The sequence below is a fragment of the Haloechinothrix salitolerans genome (assembly GCF_042662605.1).
Classification (GTDB): Bacteria; Actinomycetota; Actinomycetes; order Mycobacteriales; family Pseudonocardiaceae; genus Haloechinothrix_A; species Haloechinothrix_A salitolerans.
The window spans coordinates 107,612-126,556 of sequence record NZ_JBHSXX010000001.1; the positions used below are offsets into that span (position 1 = coordinate 107,612).

Consider the following 18,945-nt stretch of genomic DNA (forward strand, 5'->3'; position numbering starts at 1 on the left):
CCGCGATCTCATCTTGATCAGGAGTTGTCATGTCACGAACCAGAACATTCGCGCGCGCGGGTGCGCTCGCGCTGACCGCCGCCATCGCGGGGTCGGTCACAAGCGGCATCGCCGCCGCGCATGTCACGGCCAACATCTACGGAGAGCAGCCGACCAAGGGCGGCTACACCGCGATCGTCATGCGCGTACCGAACGAGGACGACGAGAAAGGCACCATCAAGCTGTCGGTCGGCATCGCCGAGGAGTACGCGCTCGGGTCGGTGCGGACCCAACCGGTGCCGGGCTGGGATGCGGAAGTCACGACAACCACGCCGCGGGAGCCGGTCACCAACGCGCACGGCGCCGAGCTCGACGAGGTCGTCACCGAGATCACCTGGACCGCGGAAGACGGCAACGAGATTAAGCCGGACGAGTACCAGGAGTTCACCTTCTCGACTGGTCCGCTGCCCACAGACGTCGACCAGCTCGTGTTGCCAGCCACGCAGACCTACGAAGGTGGCAAGGTCGTGGCATGGGACGAGCCACCGGCCGAAGGTAAGGAGTTGGAGCGCCCCGCCCCCGTCGTGCCGCTCGCGGTCGAAGCGAGCGGCCACGGCTCAGGGTCGTCCGACTCCGCGTCGGCAACCGCGGAGCTGACCGGGCAGCGAGCCGCCGAGACCGAGGACGTCGCCGCTACCAGCGCGGCAACTGACTCGACCGCGCGCTGGCTCGGCGGACTCGGGCTCGCGTTCGGCGCGCTCGGGGTCGGCTTCGGCATCGGTGCCATCGCCCGATCGCGGCAGCAGACAACACGGGAGGACTGAGCGTTGACGACCGCACCGAGCAGGACACTGGCACGAACGACGATCGGCACGCTGGTCGCGGTGCTCGCTCTGCTCGGCGCCGCACCGCAGGCGCTCGCGCACAACACACTGATCGGCTCCGACCCGAAGGAAGGCGCGGAGATCGACGTCGCGCCGAGGAAGGTGACGTTGACGTTCGACCAGGAGGTGCAGTCCGGCGACGTCAACCAGATCGTCGTCAACGGACCGGACGGCGGCCAGTGGGCCCGCGGGCCGGTCGATGTGGATGGCACCGAGGTGTCCCGCGCGCTCGGCGAACTTGGCCCCGCTGGGGAGTACACGATCGGGTTCCGCATCCTGTCCGCTGACGGCCATCCGGTGACACGAGAGATCCCGTTCACGGTCACCAAGTCGGGCACCGGTACGCCGGTCGAGACACCGCCCGCGCAACAGGACGCCCCCGTCGAGACCCCTGACGCTCAGGACCCGAGCGCGGTCATTCCGACGTGGGTGTGGATCGGCACAGCGGTGCTGCTGCTCGGGGTGGGCATCTGGCTGGCGGTGCGCCAAGGCCGCGAGCAATGACGTCGCCGAGTGCGGCGGCACGACTGGCTCCACTGAGTGCCGCCGTCGCCGCCGCACTCGCGGGCGCGCTGGCTGCCGCCGGAATCACGGTGGCGGCACCGGTCGCTGGCATCGCCGATCCCGGCACCGGCATCCTCGTCGCGTTGCCGCTGGTCAGAGTGCTGCTCGGCGTAGCAGCGGCAGCAACCGTCGGGCTGTGCCTGCTACCGCTGCTACTCGGAACACTCGGTACGGGCGGCGGTCAAGGCGACGATGGAGCGAGTGGCGACGGCGTCGTCCAGTCCGCTGGCCGTGTCGAACCCGTGCTGCACCGCGCCCGCCGGTGGGCGGTGGTGACGTCGATGGCGTGGGTGGCCACCGCCGTCGCCTCGTTGCTGCTGCACACCGCCGAGTTCCAGGTGCGACGCGACACGATCGGCCTCGCGGACGTCGTCAGCTACGCCAGCACCGTCGCCACCGGCAAGGCACTACTCAGCGTCATCGGACTCACGCTGCTGCTGTGTGCGCTGAACGTGCTCGCCGTCCGGCATCGCGAGCGAGTGCCCGCCGAGGTCCGCGCCGGGCTCGGGGTCTTCGCGCTACTGCCGCTACCGGCGACTGGTCACGCGGCAGGCTGGGCAGGGCGGGAGTACGCCGTCGTCGCGCTAGAACTACACGTCGTCAGCGCCGCGGTGTGGCTCGGCGGTCTCGCGGCACTCGCGGTGCTGCTCGCCAACGACATCGCACTGTTGGCCACGGCATTGCCCCGGTTCTCGGTTGTCGCCACCGTCTGCATCGCGACAACGGCGGTGACCGGCACGATCAGCGGCCTTACCCAGCTCGGTACGTACGGATCTTCGGCCGCCGCGATATCGGCCGCACTGATCAGCACGCCTTATGGCGCGCTGTTGCTCACCAAACTGATCTGTTTCGGTGCGATCGCGCTCGCGGGCGCGAAGATGCGCTGGCGGGTCCTGCCCGCCGTCATGGCACAAGGCGGCAGCGAACCGGCCGGACCCGACCACCCCCAGCGCACGCTTACCGGCCGCCCCGCCTTCGCCGTGTGGGCGAGCATCGAGCTGCTGTTGCTCGGACTCGCGTTCGGCGTCGCGGCGGTGCTCTCCCGAGCCGGGTTCGGTTGATCCATTCGGCCTCGTGGTGACTAGTGGGACCGAATTTCGACGTTGGCGGGGTGCCAAATGATCAAAACGGCGAGCGGTACTCCCACGTCGGTGAACGTCGTCCCGCGACTCGCGCGATTCAGCGGTAGCGAGTCCAGCGCGCCTCGCGGTTACCCGCCCTGAGGTCGGTCAGCCGCCGCTCGAACTCCGGCCGCACGTCGGGGTGGCTGCGCAGGATCGGCAGCACGCTGGTTGTCAGCTTAAGCTCCCGCGCCGCCCGCAGCACCTCGAAACCGTCCCACGCCATCACGTCAAAGCCGTAGGCGTCAGCCAGTTCCTCGTATACGGCCATCGGCTCCCCGAACCGCAGCACGCCGAGCGCGACCGGCATCAGATCCCACTCCGGCGGACCGACTCCTGACGAGTCGAAATCGCAGAGCAAGGGGCCGTCCTCGCCAGCGAGGACGTTGCCCAGATGCGCGTCGCCGTGCACCAGCGCTGGTGACAGCGGAAAGTCGAGCACGTCGAGGTTGGCCTGCACCTCGTCGCACCGATCAAGCAGGAATCGCCGGGCAGCCAGGTCCAGTTCCTCGGCGTCGGCCACCCGCGACCGGACGTCGGTCAGCGGTGACCAGCCGGGCACCCCTTCGGGCACCGGCAGCGCATGGACCTGTCGCAACAGCCGCGCCAAGTCGGCGGGCGACGACCGCACCGGCCGCTCGCTCGCCCGCCACCACAGCGTCGCGACGTGCTCGCCCGCGCTCACCGGCTGCTCGATCCCTGGAAAGAGCCGCACGGCGGGGACGTCGTGCCGCGCGAAATGCTCGGCGACGGTGACCACCTTGGCGACCCGGTGCCGCAACGTCTCCGAACCGACGATACGAACCACGACTGGTGCGCTGACCAGCGAATACACCGCGTTGTTCGTGAATCGCAGCAGCTCGGCCCCTGCCGGGTCGAGGTCTGCCTGATCGCAGACGTCGGCTAGCGCGGCAGCCAACTTATCCCGCGTGAAGCGGGGATTCTGCGTTTGCACCGTGCCTGAGCCCCCAGACCCCGTCACTAAGCGGCGTAAAACGCGTTGATCCGCTCGGTGAGTTCCCTGGCGTCGACGTTGTTCCTGCGCTTCTCGGCCTCGGCCTTCATCGGTGCCATCCGGTCCTTGACCCGCGCCGACTTGAGCCCATCCGCAGCCTCAAGCGCTGACCTGCCGATCTTCGCACCGTGATCGATGTCGCCGTCAAGCAGGTGGTTGGTGGCCAGGGCGCTTAGGTTGAACGCCTTGCTGCGTGCCATGTCCTCGCCGTAGCCATCGATCGCCCTGGTCAGGGCGGGAATCGCGTACTTGGTGTGCTTGGCGTCCTGCCTGGCGAGCACGGTGTGCACGGTACCGACCATGGCATGCAGATCGGTCTGGTTGAAGAACTTCACCCAGGACTCGGCGTTGTCGATATCGGCGCGAGCGAAGGTGTCGCGAGTCATGCCGAGCAGCTTGGTCGACTGCTGCTCGTTGCCCATCTCGGCGTAGGCCCACGCCTCGTTCGCGCAGAGCACGGCGACCGCTAGATCCGAACCGGACTCCTGCGCGGCGATCTGGCCGAGCTGGAACATCTTCAGCGCGTCGTCCGGCGAGTGGTGGTGCAGATAGACCCTGCCCATCCGGTACAGCACGTTGGCCACGAGCGGGTGACTGCCACCCTCCTTGGCCAGTTCGAGCGCGTTAGCGAAGTGGGTACGCGCGGAGTCGACGAGCCCGGTGTCGAACGAGGTCCACCCCGCTACGTTGTGCAGGTCGGCGAGCGCGACGTAGAGCCGCGACCTGACCTGGTCGGTTCCGCTCGCCGTGAGCATCTGCCTGCCCCACGACAACTGGGCGACGACGGCATCGCGGCAGAAGCCGCCGCCGTACTGGTAGTCGAGTGCGCGCAAGGCACGGGTAGCGGCTTCCACCTGGCGGACATCGGCCATGCCGATCCGTCCCGGCGCCGGCGTCGTCGCCGGACTCGCCGCAGCCCACGACCCGGAGTCCACGGCGAACACGGTCGCGCCCATCGTGACCTGGGCGGCGTGCGCAAGGAACCTCCGTCGTTTCACCGCCTCGTCCTCCTCAGCCTGTTCGGCGCCGTCGCTGCCAGTGGCGACGACCTTGACCTGCGTGGCCTCGTCGTAGGCGAGACCCATGTAGCCACGCGGGATGCGCAGGCCATCGGCGATACGCGCGAGCACGTCGTACGCCATGACCTGCCTTCCCTTGAGGATCTCCGAGACCTCCGACTGCGACTGGCCGGTCATCGCGGCGATCTGGCGCTGCGAGATGCCGTGGCGGCGCAGCAGCCGGTACACCGAGCTGACCCGCCGTGCGGCGAGCGCCTCGCGCATCTCGTCATCCTCCCAGGTCTCCGGCGGTATCGGGTGAGACTCGGGCAGCCCCTCAGCCTGCGGCTCAGGGCGAGATCGCTGGTGAGACACCGTGTTCTCGGTCGCGTCCATCAGTAAGCATCCTCGTGGAGTGGCTTTCAGCTGAAGAGTAGGCACACCTATTCAACCGCGCGAAACCGTGGAAATGAACCCTTGATCGGCTCGAGTGAACTTCGCCGACCGCTCATCGGCGCGGTGATGCCGGTCGCCGCTGCCCTCTCCCGTCCATCGCTCTTGGCGCGCACTCTTAAGTCAGCGCCTCATGTAGCGCACAAGGGACCGACCTACCACAGCTCGTCAGTACGGACATAAAGGACGTATCGGCGAGCTGGGACGAACAGAGCGGAGTTGATCCGGTGGAGCTCCTCGACTCGATCGCGAGACGACGTATCGGGGCAGTGTCGAACCCGGCGCGTCCCGCACCGCGACGGCCCGTCCACTCCACCGCCTACCGCGAAGGTGCCGCCGCTGAGCCGGAGGGCACGCGGCAGGTGGAGAACGGCCAAACGGTCTGGCGGATCCGCTGCGGCGACATGATTCACCGGGACCGCTGCGTGACCGTGTTCGTCGACAACGGGGAGGTCGTCGTCGTCGGACCACCAGGCGAGACGGCACGACTCACCGACGGCCAGGTCGGACAGCTTCGCGCTGCCCTGAACGAAGCGGCAAAGCTCGCGGAAAGGTAAGGCACACAGTGGACCAGATCCTCGGCCAGGTGCTCCGCAACGCGGTGTGGGAGCGGCTGGACACGCTGGCATCGCTCCCAGACGAAGCCGACGCGGGATCACTTGCCTCCGTCGCCCGCACCGAACTGCCACGGCTTGCCCAGGCATGGCGCGCCATGCTGAGCGCCCACGAACCGGACAGCCGAGGCGACTGCCCCACGTGCTCGACCCGCTGGCACCGCAGCAAGGCCCCGTGCTCGGTGTGGCAGGCGGCGCACGAGCACCTCGTCGCTGGTGGCCTCGCCCAGACACCAGAGCAGCGGACGTCCTCGGAAGGACGTCACGCGCTACGGATGCCGCATGTCGCGGGGTTAGGCGCTGGCTGACCCACCAACCTGGCGATGATCGCTGACCGAGTCGCCCCCACCGGTCACCGCCGATCATCCGCCTGCTGGCCGCGGCCGGCTCGTCCGTCCCCCCGAGCGTAATGAGCTGGCCGCGGCCTCCCCGACAACTTGCAAACTTCATATCCCACTGGCCGACCGACCCATCCCCCAACCCCGCGAGCCGGTGCCGCGCTCCCCCTTCCCCCGACCGGCACCGGCTCGCGGTCCCGTTTCGGCGCTAGTCCGCATGGCGTAACCTGAAAACCTGTCCTGCGTTGTAGTAACTGAGACTGCCGGTAACACCCATGCCGAGTCTGGAGTTCGTGGCGCACCACGCCGCGGTGGGGGGAATATCGCAGGGTGCGAAAGCAAGAGGAGATGTGCGTGTCCGATCTCGACACAGTCCGTACGGTCCCTAAGGTGGAACCAGTGGTGCTACCACCCGAGTTCACCCCTCTTCGCAGGAAGCCGGTGCAGCAGCGCAGCGCGAAGCGGGTGGAGAAGATGCTCGACGCCTGCGCGGAGCTGCTCGACGAGATCGGCTACGACGCGTTGACGACAACGCTCATCGCCAAGCGGGCCGAGGTCGCCGTCGGTTCGCTGTACCAGTTCTTCCCTGACAAGCGTGCCGTCGTGCAAGCGCTGACCCAGCGCAACCTCGAACAGTTCATGGCGTCGGTGCAGGAGCGCATGAGCGCGGTCGATCCAGACCACTGGTGGGACGTCGTCGACGGGCTGCTCGACGTCTACCTGTGCATGCACCGCGAACAGCCGGGCTTCTCCAAGGTGCACTTCGGGGACGTCGTCGACACCCGGCTCCTCGATTCACGGCGCGACAACAACACCGTCGTAGCCGATTCGCTGACCGCGCTGGTCGGCGCGCAGATCGACCTGCCGGAAGAGGAGATCGCGATGCCGGTCTCGATCGCGGTGGAGTCGGCGGACGCCCTGCTCAAGCTGGCTTTCCGGCGGGACCCGCAGGGTGATGCGCAGATCGTTGACGAGACCAAACACCTGATCAAGGTGTACCTGGAAAGCCGCTTCGGCGCCTGAGCCGCATCGGTGCGGCTCAACCGAAGTTCTTACCTTCACCCCGGTAGGTGAGCACGGTCTGTTCCCGCTGTCCCCTGCTGACGACGTGATAGACGTCGACGCGCTCCGCCAGCTCACCGGCCTTGGCGTGGCGCAACCAGACCTTGTCCCCGATGGCGAGACCATCGGCCGCCGCGCCGGTGACCGGAGTCTGGACCTCACCGGCGCCTTCCAGGTCGAGCAACCGCAGACCCGCTGGCAGATACGGCGTTGGCAGCCGCGACCGGCCAGCCGGGCCGGATGCGACATAACCGCCGGAGAACAGCGTCGCGATACCGGGAGCCGGTTTACGCACCACCGGCAGCGCGAACAGCACCGAGGGACTCGGTTGGAAGCCGCGGTAGGTGTCGAACAACGTGGGGCCGATGAGCCCGGACCCCGCGGCCACCTCGGTGACAGACGTGTCCGCGATGGTTGTCTCGATGCTGCCGGTGCCGCCGCCGTTAACAAACTCCAGGTCAGTGATCTCGCGGACCGCCCGCACCGCCGCGGCGCGCCGTTCACTGAGTTCCGCGGCGGAGCGCTGCCGCATCACCCGCACCGCCAGCGAGGACAGCGGATTACCCGCGTCGTCACCCACCCCAGCGATCTGCCCCTCGTAACCCATCAACCCGACCAACTCGAAGCCGTCGCGCGCGGAGATATGGCGGGCGAACGCCGCCGCCTGCTCCGGTGTGTGGATCGGCGAGCGGCGAGGACCCACGTGCACGCCTGGCACCGGCCGCCAGGAGACGTCGAGTTCGAGGCAAACCCGCAGCGTCGGATGGTCCGGCCCGAGCAGTCGGTCAACGAGATCGAGGTGGTCGGCGGCGTCGACCATGATCGTGATGGCGCGGCGCGCATCGGCGTCCGCCGCGAGGCCGCGCAGCGCTCCCGCGTCCACCGTCGGATAGGCGACGACGATGTCGCCGCTGATGCCCTGCTCGTGCAGCCACAGCGCCTCGGCGAGCGTGTAGGCGAGCACGCCCGCCGTTCCCGGTGCGGCCAGGGCGCGTTCCAGCAAGAAGCGGCACCGCAACGACTTGCTGGCCAGCCGGATCGGGACGCCGCTGGCGCGCCGCACGAGGTCGTCGAGGTTGGCGTCGAACGCATCGATGTCGACGATCGCCAGCGGCGCGTCGAGGCCATCGGTCGCGCGATCGTAGGCGTGTCGCGATCGCTCGTCATCGCGCGACGCGCGTGGCTGGACTGGGCTGGCCATAGGGCGAAATGTCACTCTCTGTCCGCGTTAACATGAAGTATATTCACATACTATGGACGAGTGTACTCCACACGACGGCTCGGCGGGGAAAACCGCATCGCGCGCGTTGACCTGGACAAACTGGGCGGGAACGGCGAGCGCGACGCCCGATGTCGTCCACCGGCCCCTGACCGCCGAGGAAATCGCAGCGGCCGTCGCGTCGGCGGCCGCCGACGGCAAGCGCATCCGAACCTGGGGAAGTGCTCACTCCTTCACACCGATAGCGGTGGCTGACGAGCACGCCATCGATCTGTCCGGCTACAGCGGCATCACGCGTGTCGACCGCGCGACGAACGAGGTCACGGTGCGCGCTGGCACCACGCTGCTCGCGCTGAACGCGGCGTTGGACGCGCACGGACTCGCACTCGTCAACATGGGTGACATCGACAAGCAGACCATCGCTGGCGCGCTGTCCACCGGCACCCACGGCACCGGCGCCGCGCTCGGCGGACTGGCGAAGCAGGTCAGCGCACTAGAGCTGATACTCGCGGACGGCTCTGTGGTGCGATGCTCGGCGTCGGAGTCACCGGAGCTGTTCGCGGCGGCACGGGTCGGCCTCGGTGCGCTCGGCGTCATCAGCACCGTGACGCTGCGGTGCGTACCGTCGTTCGTGCTCGCCGCGCGGGAGGCACCAGGCGCGCTCGCCGACGTCCTCGACCGGCTCGACCACGACGTCGACGGCAATGACCACTTCGAGTTCTACTGGTTCCCGCACGACGAGACCGTGCTGACCAAGCAGAACAACCGGCTACCTGAGGGGGTTGAACCGCGGCCGCTGAGCCCGCTGCGCTCTTGGGTGGAGTATGAGCTGATCGAGAACCGGCTGTTCGGCGCGGTGTGCCGGGCGGAACGCGCGATCCCGGCACTTGTCCGGCCCGCGCAGCGCCTCATCGCGGCGACACTGTCCGAACGCGACTACAGCGACGTCTCACACCGCGTTTTCGTGACGAACCGGGCGGTCCGGTTCGTCGAATCCGAGTACGCCGTGCCTCGTGCGGCGCTTCCCGAGGTACTGGCCGAGCTACGGCGGGCCGTGGCGCGGCTGTCCGACCCGGTGGCGTTCCCGGTCGAGGTCCGGTTCGCCGCCGCCGACGACGTCTGGCTGTCTACGGCTTACGAGCGCGACACCGCGTACGTCGCGGTGCACCAGTACATCGGGATGCCGTATCGAGAGTACTTCGCGGCGTTCGAGTCGATCGCGAACGCGGTCGGCGGCAGGCCGCACTGGGGCAAGCTGCACACGCTCGACGCGACGGCACTTCGCGAGCGGTATCCGAGATTCGACGACTTCCTACGCGTGCGCGCCGAGGTCGACCCGGATGGCCGGTTCGGCAACGCCTATACGGATCGGGTGCTCGGCGGGCCGTGAGCGCCGCTGGCGCGCACCGGAGGTTGCCCGCGAACCGGCCTCGGCCGCGGCGCGCACGGGCGCGCTCAGCTACGCACGGCCGCCACGGCGTCATCGACCGGGATGTCGCCCGAGACCAGCTCCAATGTCTTACCGATGGTTGCCGGTTCGTCGAGCAGCGCGAGCAGCACCGCCGCGACGTCGTCACGCGGGATGTCGGCGCGTTCAGTGTGCTCGGCCAAGTGCACGCGGCCGGTGCCCGGGTCGTCGGTGAGCCTGCCGGGTCGCAGGATCGTCCAGTCGAGATCGCGCGCCCGGAGGTCGTCCTCGGCCGCCGCCTTCGCGCGCAAGTAGGCGGCGAACACCTCGCCGACCTCAGGGTCGTCCGCACGCTCCAACGCCATCGCACTGATCTGGACGTGCCGCCGCACGCCCGCAGCTTCGGCCGCGTCCGCGAACAACGCCGCTGCCGCCCGGTCGACGGACTCCTTCCGAGCGACACCGCTGCCGGGGCCAGCGCCCGCGGCGAACACGGCGGCGTCCGCACCACGCAGCGTGTTCTCCACCTCGGCGACGCCTGCTGTTTCCAGGTCGACGACGGCGGCCCGCGAACCCGCGTCGGCGAGGTCTGCGGTGTGGTCGGGGTCACGCACGATGCCGATGACCTCGTCACCGCGCGCGGAGAGCAATGTGGACAGCCGGAGGGCGATCTTGCCGTGACCGCCAGCGATCACTACGCGCATGTCAGGCAGCGTAATAGCCTGCGACGTCTAGCGCTCCGGCGGCGCGGGCCAGCGCCAGGAAGGCTCAATCCACCCCGGCCGGGACCTCGTCCACGGCCAGCAGCTGCTCGTACACCATCTCGTTCATCCACCGCGATAGCGCGTCGTCGGCCATCATGACGCGCTCCGGCCTACCGGCCAGGTCAGGGCGGACGACGGTGTCGTCGTCGACGGAGAGGACGTCGAGCCCGTACGCGCGGGCACGCGGAAGGCAGTTGTTGACGTAGTCGTGGGTGAGCATGACGGTGTCGGGCAGCACCATCGCGGCGTCGTAGTACCGCGCGAACGGCACCGCCCACGCCAGTCCGGTGCGCCAGTGCCGCGCCACCGCGATGACGCTGAGGACCTCCGCCGCGGGGGCGGGCGCCTCGTGCGCGAGCTCCGGCCAGGTCCAGGTGGACACGCTCGCGCGGTCGATCACCGGTGGCACGCCGGTGGCGATCCGTTCGGCGTGGGCGTCCGGCCGCAGCCGCGCCACCACATGCACCTTGCGACCGAGCAGCGTCATCCGCGGCAGGACGACGCCGTCCTTGCCGAGGACCGCGGCCACTTCCTTCGCGATGTCGAGCGTGCTCGTCGGAAGCGGGCCGGGGGGCACGACCCGGGTCGGGTTCGTCCGCGCACGGTGCGCCGCCGAGGTCGCAGCATCAGAACCTGTCCGTCCCGGTGTTGCCGCCACGTGGTCAGCCTCCCTAGTTGTCACAGCCAGCAGGGACCGCTCGATGTGAGCGGCACCTTTCCTGGATAACAAGCGGGATGTGCCCACGTCTGTACCTTGGCGGTCCGCCTGCGATCGGCGGCACGGAGTTGTCGGTGACCGGTCGATGAGTGGTCAACCAACTTCTGCCGGGCAGTGCGGCCGGATGGGTGACCGGATTAGACCATTAGTAGCCGGGTAGCGCGATACCTGTTACACAGCGCAACATACACCCAGCACGACCAGGCGTTACGTCGTCGACTCGTGGTCACCGTACGGTGATCGCTGTGTTCAGCCATCTACCGGAGCCTTGCCGGGCGACCGCTCGTCGCCGCTCACCGACGTTGAGCGGTAATTCGGCACCAGCGCTCACTCGCGGCGTCCGCGATGATGTTGTGGCGAGAGGTATATCTCACGACACCGGTTTTCGGCCACCCCTCCCCCCGCGACGCGCCGTAAGGTAAGCAACGCCGCTGACACATTGGAGGCCGCATGCGCTCACCGAAGGACTTCTTCGCGCCCCTGGCACTTGGCGCGCCGGAGCCGGTCCGCGAGATCCCGTTTCGCCCTTCGCGGATGATCCACTTTTTCGATCCGAGCAACGAGAAGATGCGCACCAAGGTGCCGTCGATCGCGCCGAAGGTCGACGTCTTGCTCGGTAACCTCGAAGACGCCGTGTCCGCTGACAACAAGGAAGCGGCGCGCAACGGGTTGGTCGAGGTCGGCAAGGCGAACGACTTCGGACAGACGCAGTTGTGGACGCGCATCAACAGCCTCGACTCGCCGTGGGTGCTCGACGACCTCATCACGCTGGTCACCGAGATCGGCGACAAGCTCGACGTCATCATGGTGCCCAAGGTCGAGGGCGCCCAAGACATCCACTACGTCGACCGGCTGCTCGCTCAGCTGGAGGCTCGCGCTGGGCTGACGAAACCGCTACTGGTGCACGCGATCCTGGAGACCGCGAGCGGCGTCGCCAACGTGGAGGACATCGCGGGCGCCAGCCCCCGGATGCAGGGCATCTCGCTCGGCCCGGCCGACCTCGCCGCGAGCCGGCGCATGAAGACGACACGCGTCGGCGGTGGACACCCCGGTTACCTGGTGCGCACCGACCCAACCGGCGACGACGTGCACGAGGGCCGCACCACCTACCAGCAGGACCTGTGGCACTACACGGTCGCGCGCATGGTCGACGCCTGCGCGATGCACGGCATCCTGCCGTACTACGGGCCGTTCGGTGACATCAAGGACGTCGTGGGCTGCGAGGACCAGTTCCGCAACGCCTTCCTGCTCGGCTGCGTCGGCACCTGGACGCTGCACCCGGTCCAGATCGACATCGCGAAGAAGGTCTTCTCGCCCGCCGCCGAGGACGTCGCGTGGGCGCGGCGGGTCATCGCGGCGATGGGCGACGGCACCGGCGCGGTGATGATCGACGGCAAAATGCAGGACGACGCGACCTACAAGCAGTGCAAGGTCGTCGCGGAGCTGGCCGACGAGCTTGCCGCCCGCGATCCGGAACTCGCCGCCGCCTACGACGCGGCTACAGTGTCAGATTCGGAGGCCATGACTGGTGAATGAGACGCAGCCTGACCAGGCGACCGAGAAGGCCAGCGCGCAGGTGGGGCAAACGCCGCGGCCCCGTCGGTCCGTGCTGTACATGCCGGGCGCGAACGAGCGCGCACTAGAGAAGGCCAAGACCCTCGATGCCGACGCGCTCATCCTAGACCTCGAGGACGCCGTCGCGCCCGACGCCAAGGACGAGGCCCGTGAGCGCGTGTGCGCCGCCGCGGCGTCCGGCGAGTACGGCGCGCGCGAGGTGACCATCCGCGTCAACGGTCTCGACACCGACTGGCACGAGGCCGACTTGCGCGAGGCCGCGAAGGCAGGCCCGGACGCCATCGTCGTCCCGAAGGTGAACTCGCGGGAGCAGGTGACGACCATCGAGCGCGCGCTGGAGTTCAACGGTGCGCCGGACCACACCAAGATCTGGGCGATGGTGGAGACGCCGATCGCCATGCTGCGCGCGGCCGACATCGCCGCCGCGAGCGACCGGCTGACGGTGCTGGTGATGGGCACGAACGATCTCGCCAAGGAACTGCACGCCGAGTTCGTGCCGGGCCGCGCGCCCCTGCTCGGCGGGTTGTCGCTGGCGCTGCTCGCCGCCCGCGCGACAGGGAAGGTGATCCTCGACGGCGTCTACAACGACGTCAAGGACGCCGAGGGCTTCGAGGCGGAATGCCGGCAGGGGCGCCAGATGGGCTTCGACGGCAAGACGTTGATCCACCCCGCGCAGCTTGAGCCGTGCAACCGGATCTTCGCGCCATCCGAGGAGGAAGTGGCGCACTCCCGGCGGGTGATCGAGGCGTTCGACGCGGCCCAGGCCGAGGGCAAGGGCGTCGTCACCGTCGACGGCCGGATGATCGAGAACCTGCACGTCGACAACGCCCGGCGAATCCTGGCGCTGGCTGAGGCGATCGAGGCCCGCGGCTGACGTCTGCCGGCGGGGCGCCCTTACCTCGCCTGCTTCAGCGCCTGGGTGATGTCCGCCCAGAGGTCGTCCGGATCTTCCAGGCCGACAGAGAACCGCAGCGCCCCGGCGGGGACGTGCGCGTCGCTTGGCCGGGCGGCCCTCCGCTCCAGGGTGCTCTCCGCGCCGCCGAGGCTCGTGGCATGCCGGATCAGCCGCAGCGCAGCGCAGAAGGCGTCCGCCGTTGCCGCGTCCGCCAGCTCGAACGAGATCACGCCACCACCGATCGACGGGTACCGGACGTCCACGATGGACGGATGTTCACGCAGGCGCGCAACCAGGTCAGCCGCTGTCGCGGACACCGCCGCGTACCGCACCGGCAACGTCCGCATCCCCCGCAGCGCTAGCCACGCCTCCAGCGCGCCGGGCGTCGCACCGCCACGCATCCGGGCCTCCCGTAGCTGCTCGGCGAGGCGGTCCGACGACGTGACCGTGACGCCAAGCAGCAGGTCGCTGTGTCCGCCGATCAGCTTGGTGGCACTGTGCATCACGATGTCCGCGCCGAGCGACAACGGTTGCTGGCCGAGCGGTGTCGCGAACGTGTTGTCCACGGCGACGAGCGGCGGATCGTCGGCCGCCGCGGCCGCCGTGGCGATCTCTGCGATCGGCATCTCGAACAGGCTCGGGTTCGTCGGCGACTCCAGCCAGAGCAGGTCGGCCTCGCTCGCCGCGGTCAGCCAGGCGTCGGTGTCGCGCGGGTCGAGCCGTCGCGCGCTGAGCCTGCCGGACGTCTCGGCGTGCCCAAGCAGATGGCGCATCCCGGCGTAGCTGTCGGTCGGAACGACGACCTCAGCGCCCGCGGGCAGCAGATCGAACACGGCCGAGATCGCCCCCATGCCGGACGCGAACGACGTCGCGTATCCGCCTTCCAAATCACCGACGGCGTCCTCGAACGCTCGCCAAGTGTCGGTGCCGTCCTCGCGTGCATAACCAAGCCCGAGGTGGCTGGTCGGGGTGATCGGCACGTTGGCCGGGTCGCCCTCGCCGTCCTGTCTGCCTGAGTTGACCGCCCTCGTTCGTGCCGACCAGTTCATGATCCTCCTTCGCGCCAGTTACCACCCGGTAGGGCGGGTCTCCATGGTGACAGAGCGAGTCGGCTCATCGCCCTCGACCGTTCAGCGCAACCTGCCTGCTCCGCTAGTCCCAAGCCTCTATCCAGGGACAACATAAGCGATTACGGTGACCCCACTCACTGCGAAGCGAGCGCGGTTCGCGTTTGAACACCGTCACGAGGAGGGGGACTGTGACTACTCGGTTATCGGTCGTCGTCCCGGTTCGCGACGAGGCACGTCGCTTGCGGACGACCCTCGACGGGCTCATCGACGCGCTCGCGCGGCTGCGGCACCCGGCGGAGATCGTCGTCGTGGACAACGACAGCACGGACGACAGCGCGGCCGTCGCACTGTCCTATCGCGACACCGCGGTGCCGGTCCGCCTGCTCTCCTGCGTGACGCCAGGCAAGGGCGCCGCCGTAAGGACCGGTGTGCTCGCGACGAGCGATGAGTACGTCGGGTTCTGCGACGCCGACCTAGCCACTGACGTCAGTGCGTTCCCGCCTATGCTCGCCCAACTCGACGCAGGCGTGAACGCCGTCATCGGCTCACGGGCACATCGTGACTCCAAGATCGCGGCACACCACGGCATCACGCGCCGCACCGGCGCGTCCCTGTTCCGGTTCGCGACACGACAGCTCGTCCCAGGGATCGCCGACACCCAGTGCGGATTCAAGTTCTTCGACAGGGCGACGGCGGAAGCCGCGTTCCGGCCATTGCGCACGCAGGGCTTCGCCTTCGACGTCGAAGTACTCGCCCGCGTGCAACGAGCGGGGGCGCTACTCGCCGAGATCCCGGTGACCTGGACCGATGTCCCCGGCTCCACCTTCAACCCGGTGCGCGACGGCTACGACAGCTTCGCGTCACTGGCCCGTATCCGTGCCGTGCTCGCCAACGAGGCGGCGGCACGTCCACACCGAACGCCGAGCACCCCCGGCGTGCTGGACAGGACAACTCCCGAGCTGGCTCGAGGTGCATTGCGGAGTGCCTAGAACGACAACCGAACACCGCGACAACCGAATCCTGCCACTCCGAGAAGTCCGCGTGGCGATGCTCAACTGGCGCGACCGGGAGCACAGCCAAGGCGGCGGTGCGGAGGAATACGCGATGCGAGTCGCGCACGCGCTGGTTGAGGCTGGCGCCCGTGTCACGTTCGTGACCGCGCGCGATCGCGGCCAGTCCCGGCGCGGCAGGGACGGCGAGGTGCGAATCGTGCGCCTCGGTGGACGTCTGACGGTCTACCCGCTCACGCTCGCCTGGCTGGCACGGCACAGGAACAGCATCGACGTCGTCATCGACTGCCACAACGGCATTCCGTTCTTCAGCCCCCTTGTCACCAGCGCGCACACGAAGACGGTGTTGCTGATCCACCATGTGCACGCCGAGCAGTTCGCGGTGCACTACTCGCCCCTGCTTGCACGGTTCGGTGCCTGGCTGGAAGGCCCTGTCGCGCGGTGGCTGTATCGGAAGGCCATCACCGTCACCGTGTCACCGTCGACCGTGCGGGCGATGCGTTCCCGCCTCGGCTGGCGTGGCCCGATCTTCGTTGTCGCTAACGGAATGACGTCACCGCCGCAGGTCCCCGCCACGCGCACGGAGGAACCGACGTTGGTCTGTCTTGGCAGGCTGGTCACCCACAAGCGCGTCGAGCAACTGATCGACCCGGTGCTGCGGCTGCGGCAACGCTGGCCCGGACTGCGACTGCACCTGATCGGTAGCGGCCCACTGGAGCACTCGCTGCGCGCGGCGACGGCCGACCTGGATGGCGCGATCATGGTGCACGGTTACGTTGACGACGCGACGAAATCGCGGCTGCTCAACCAGGCGTGGCTGCATGTGACGCTGTCGGATGGCGAAGGCTGGGGCCTCGCGGTCCTCGAAGCGGCCGCGCACGGCGTGCCGACGGTATGCCGCGACGTCGACGGCCTGTGCGACTCCGTCCGCCACGGCGAAACCGGCTGGCGCATGCAGCCCGACGACGACGTCGTGGCCACGCTGGACCAGTACCTCGGCAAGATCGCCGACCCGCCGTCGGCCAACGACGTCGCCGAGGCGTGCCGGAACTGGGCGTCGCGGTTCGACTGGACGTCGACCGGCGAGCGGTTCGTCGGCGTCGTCGCGAACCTGCTGCACGGCGAGGCCGCCGCTGGCTGGCATCGCGGTCAGCATGAGGCGATCGTCGCCGAATTCCGGCTGCCGTGCGATCACCAGTGGCTGAAGTGGGCTGTCGCGCGGATCGGCGTCGGTACCCGATTCGGCACCGACGGCGACCACGGCTGGGTGATCGCCGAGCAGTACCCCGCCGGCGACCTGGTGACCGCGCTGCACGAGGCGGGCGCGACCGAGGTCGCCGTCAGGGCAGCGGACGACGTCGAACGACTGCTCGGGGAAGCAGTCCCACAACGAGAGCACATCAGGCCGCGACCGCGGCTGAGCCGCTAGGAGGATCGGTTGCGCAGCGCACTGACATACATCTCGCTTGGGCTGGGCGTGTTCGCAGTCGCCCTTGGCCTGGTGCTGCGGTTGTACACGTACCCGCAACTCGCCAAGATGCCGCTCGACCTCGACTCGCTCTCGGTCGCCACCGGCACGGCCGACCGCGCGCTCGTCTTCGTGGCGAACGGCCCCGACGAACACGTGCCGGAGTTCCGTGACAACCTGCCCATCACATCGACGACCAAGGTCACCGCCGATCCCACCGCGCCGGAGATGGAAGAGGGCGGCGACGTCGCCGCCTACATCGAGGCGACGAAGATTGTCGCGACCGACAACCCCGACATCGGACCGCTGTCGGCCAGCGTGCGGCAGCTCTGCGTCGACCGGCACACCGGCGAGGCGGTCGCACCGTGCGAGACGCAGTTCACTGAGACAGACCACACCGGGGACAAGGAGGAAGACCGCGTCGAGGAGGAGCGCGACCGGGTGCAGCAACCCGGCTTCGGCTTCAAGCTGCCGTTCGACACGGAGAAGACCACCTACCCGTGGTATGACCTACGGATCAAGGACACGGTGGACCTCACGTTCCAGCGCGAGGACACCGTTAAGGACCTCGATGTGTACCAGTTCGCGTACCACATCGAGCCACAGCGGATCGGAAGCCGCGAGGTACCCGGCTCGCTGCTCGACGAACCGGACACACCGAGCATCGAGGCCGACCTCTACTACGAGGCGGATCGGACAATGTGGATAGACCCGGTGACGGGCGCGGTGATCGCGCTCGAGCAGTCCGTGACGCAGAAACTGGTGCGGGACGACGAGGACTACGAGGATGGCACGATCGTCTTCGACGGCACCCTCGCACTCGACGACGAGACCGTCACCAAGAACGTCGCGGACGCCGAAGAGAGCGGTGGCAAACTGTGGCTGCTAACCACGTTGCCGATCATCCTGTGGGTCGTTGGTGGGGTGTTGATCGCCGTCGCGGTGGTGCTGCTCCTCCGCTCCCGCGAGCCACGTCCAGAGGCAGGTAACCACCGGCTCGAGTAGCGCGGTTCGGTGCCGGGCGCGCGGTTAGCGCGTCCGGCACTACCGCTTTCGCAGCACCATCGCGAGATTCCACGACGCGATTTCCCGCAATCCAGGAATGCGCACGATCCATTGCGCCCACCATGGGTGGTAGCGCGGCAGCGCGTCCACCACGATCACATCGGAACACTGGCGTGCCCATCGCAATACCGAGCCGACACTGACCGCGAAAAGCGTTTCGCTGTAACGGTTTTTCGGCTCGTGGCCGTGACGGCGCACATAGCGGCGACGCGCGTAATGGCCGCCGAGGAAGTGCCATGGTGACGTCTCGTGCCCGCCCCACGGCGAAAGCCATGTCGTGTAGGAGACGAACACGATGCCGCCCGGTTTGGTCACCCGAACCATTTCGGCGAGCATCGCATCAGGGCGTGCCACGTGCTCCAGCACGTTCGACGAGTAGCAGACGTCTACTGTGGACGTGCGTATCGGCAGCTCGGTGCCGCTACCGAGCAGCATTCCCGGCCGCATGTCGCCCCGTGCCGACAGTTCACCGACGTCGGGGTCGAGCCCGACATAGCGTGCGCCCACCGCCTCGAAAGCGTCCGCGAAGTAGCCGGGTCCGCCGCCGACGTCGAGCAGCGTCGCACCGGACAGCCGGGCATACGACGCCACCTGTCGCGCGGAATCGTCAGCAAGCGCGCCATAAAACAAGTCCGGGTCGGACTGCTCGCTGCGAAACGCGCGAAACAATTCGACTGACCGGCGGAGATTCGCCTTATGTGGCGCCAATGTCACCATAGGTTCAT

Annotated in this window: 19 protein-coding genes; 12 read left to right on the plus strand and 7 right to left on the minus strand. The window is 68.3% G+C overall.

From position 1 onward, the window contains the following. Positions 1–29 precede the first annotated feature (29 nt). Genes ACFQGD_RS00500 through ACFQGD_RS00510 form a run of 3 tightly spaced genes read left to right on the plus strand, consistent with a single transcriptional unit; the run spans position 30 to position 2,488 of the window. Complete coding sequence (locus ACFQGD_RS00500) at positions 30–803, plus strand: YcnI family copper-binding membrane protein (protein WP_345392045.1); 774 nt, start codon at positions 30–32, stop codon at positions 801–803. Positions 804–830: 27 nt separating this feature from the next. Then, positions 831–1,367, plus strand: coding sequence for a copper resistance CopC family protein (locus ACFQGD_RS00505; protein ID WP_390183438.1), 537 nt, complete (start codon positions 831–833; stop codon positions 1,365–1,367). Then, the gene (locus tag ACFQGD_RS00510; protein ID WP_345392051.1) at positions 1,364–2,488 is read left to right on the plus strand and encodes a copper resistance D family protein; all 1,125 of its coding nucleotides are present in this window, start codon (positions 1,364–1,366) and stop codon (positions 2,486–2,488) included. The genes ACFQGD_RS00505 and ACFQGD_RS00510 overlap by 4 nt, the downstream gene beginning before the upstream one ends. Positions 2,489–2,606: 118 nt before the next feature. Here ACFQGD_RS00510 and ACFQGD_RS00515 read toward each other — a convergent pair whose 3' ends face one another. Both ACFQGD_RS00515 and ACFQGD_RS00520 read right to left on the minus strand, forming a co-directional pair. After that, entirely contained in the window at positions 2,607–3,467 is an 861-nt protein-coding gene (locus tag ACFQGD_RS00515) for an aminoglycoside phosphotransferase family protein (RefSeq protein WP_345392054.1), read from the minus strand. A 62-nt stretch (positions 3,468–3,529) separates the two neighbouring features. Next, complete coding sequence (locus ACFQGD_RS00520; RefSeq protein WP_345392460.1) at positions 3,530–4,846, minus strand: helix-turn-helix transcriptional regulator; 1,317 nt, start codon at positions 4,844–4,846, stop codon at positions 3,530–3,532. 395 nt (positions 4,847–5,241) lie between these two features. On the opposite strand from ACFQGD_RS00520, the gene ACFQGD_RS00525 reads away from it, so the two are divergent. From ACFQGD_RS00525 to ACFQGD_RS00535, 3 genes are all read left to right on the plus strand, one after another. Continuing rightward, on the plus strand, positions 5,242–5,571 hold the full coding sequence (locus tag ACFQGD_RS00525) for a hypothetical protein (protein ID WP_345392057.1): 330 nt from the start codon (positions 5,242–5,244) through the stop codon (positions 5,569–5,571). An 8-nt stretch (positions 5,572–5,579) separates the two neighbouring features. After that, positions 5,580–5,936, plus strand: a complete 357-nt coding sequence (locus ACFQGD_RS00530; RefSeq protein ID WP_345392060.1) for a hypothetical protein — start codon at positions 5,580–5,582, stop codon at positions 5,934–5,936. A 420-nt stretch (positions 5,937–6,356) separates the two neighbouring features. Then, entirely contained in the window at positions 6,357–6,989 is a 633-nt protein-coding gene (locus ACFQGD_RS00535; protein ID WP_345392063.1) for a TetR/AcrR family transcriptional regulator, read from the plus strand. Positions 6,990–7,005: 16 nt separating this feature from the next. Here the strand turns inward: ACFQGD_RS00535 and ACFQGD_RS00540 are convergent, their stop codons facing one another. After that, on the minus strand, positions 7,006–8,229 hold the full coding sequence (locus tag ACFQGD_RS00540; protein WP_345392066.1) for an amino acid deaminase/aldolase: 1,224 nt from the start codon (positions 8,227–8,229) through the stop codon (positions 7,006–7,008). Positions 8,230–8,281: 52 nt separating this feature from the next. Between ACFQGD_RS00540 and ACFQGD_RS00545 the strand changes: the two genes are divergently transcribed. Further along, on the plus strand, positions 8,282–9,637 hold the full coding sequence (locus ACFQGD_RS00545; protein ID WP_345392069.1) for a D-arabinono-1,4-lactone oxidase: 1,356 nt from the start codon (positions 8,282–8,284) through the stop codon (positions 9,635–9,637). 65 nt (positions 9,638–9,702) lie between these two features. Here ACFQGD_RS00545 and ACFQGD_RS00550 read toward each other — a convergent pair whose 3' ends face one another. Beyond that, positions 9,703–10,359, minus strand: coding sequence for an NAD(P)H-binding protein (locus ACFQGD_RS00550; RefSeq protein WP_345392072.1), 657 nt, complete (start codon positions 10,357–10,359; stop codon positions 9,703–9,705). Between the two features lie 64 nt (positions 10,360–10,423). After that, positions 10,424–11,077, minus strand: a complete 654-nt coding sequence (locus ACFQGD_RS00555; RefSeq protein ID WP_345392076.1) for a hypothetical protein — start codon at positions 11,075–11,077, stop codon at positions 10,424–10,426. Positions 11,078–11,587: 510 nt separating this feature from the next. Between ACFQGD_RS00555 and ACFQGD_RS00560 the strand changes: the two genes are divergently transcribed. Together ACFQGD_RS00560 and ACFQGD_RS00565 are read left to right on the plus strand one after the other, a co-directional pair. Then, positions 11,588–12,673 (plus strand): HpcH/HpaI aldolase/citrate lyase family protein, encoded by a 1,086-nt coding sequence (locus ACFQGD_RS00560; protein ID WP_345392079.1) that lies wholly within the window; start codon positions 11,588–11,590, stop codon positions 12,671–12,673. Positions 12,674–12,713: 40 nt separating this feature from the next. Further along, a complete protein-coding gene (locus ACFQGD_RS00565; protein WP_345392463.1) occupies positions 12,714–13,586 on the plus strand; it encodes an HpcH/HpaI aldolase/citrate lyase family protein in 873 nt (290 codons plus the stop codon). A gap of 20 nt (positions 13,587–13,606) precedes the next feature. Here ACFQGD_RS00565 and ACFQGD_RS00570 read toward each other — a convergent pair whose 3' ends face one another. Further along, entirely contained in the window at positions 13,607–14,656 is a 1,050-nt protein-coding gene (locus tag ACFQGD_RS00570) for a trans-sulfuration enzyme family protein (protein ID WP_345392082.1), read from the minus strand. Positions 14,657–14,865: 209 nt separating this feature from the next. Here ACFQGD_RS00570 and ACFQGD_RS00575 point away from each other — a divergent pair, with 209 nt between their 5' ends. Genes ACFQGD_RS00575 through pgfA form a run of 3 tightly spaced genes read left to right on the plus strand, consistent with a single transcriptional unit; the run spans position 14,866 to position 18,160 of the window. Beyond that, entirely contained in the window at positions 14,866–15,666 is an 801-nt protein-coding gene (locus tag ACFQGD_RS00575; RefSeq protein ID WP_345392085.1) for a glycosyltransferase, read from the plus strand. Further along, positions 15,659–17,116 (plus strand): glycosyltransferase family 4 protein, encoded by a 1,458-nt coding sequence (locus ACFQGD_RS00580; RefSeq protein ID WP_345392088.1) that lies wholly within the window; start codon positions 15,659–15,661, stop codon positions 17,114–17,116. Before ACFQGD_RS00575 ends, ACFQGD_RS00580 begins: the two co-directional genes overlap by 8 nt. A 9-nt stretch (positions 17,117–17,125) precedes the next feature. Further along, positions 17,126–18,160 carry a cell envelope lipid trafficking protein PgfA gene (gene pgfA, locus ACFQGD_RS00585; protein WP_345392090.1) on the plus strand — a complete coding sequence of 345 codons (1,035 nt, stop codon included), beginning with the start codon at positions 17,126–17,128 and terminating at the stop codon, positions 18,158–18,160. Positions 18,161–18,199: 39 nt separating this feature from the next. Here the strand turns inward: pgfA and ACFQGD_RS00590 are convergent, their stop codons facing one another. Further along, positions 18,200–18,937 (minus strand): class I SAM-dependent methyltransferase, encoded by a 738-nt coding sequence (locus ACFQGD_RS00590; RefSeq protein WP_390183408.1) that lies wholly within the window; start codon positions 18,935–18,937, stop codon positions 18,200–18,202. Positions 18,938–18,945: the final 8 nt, after the last annotated feature.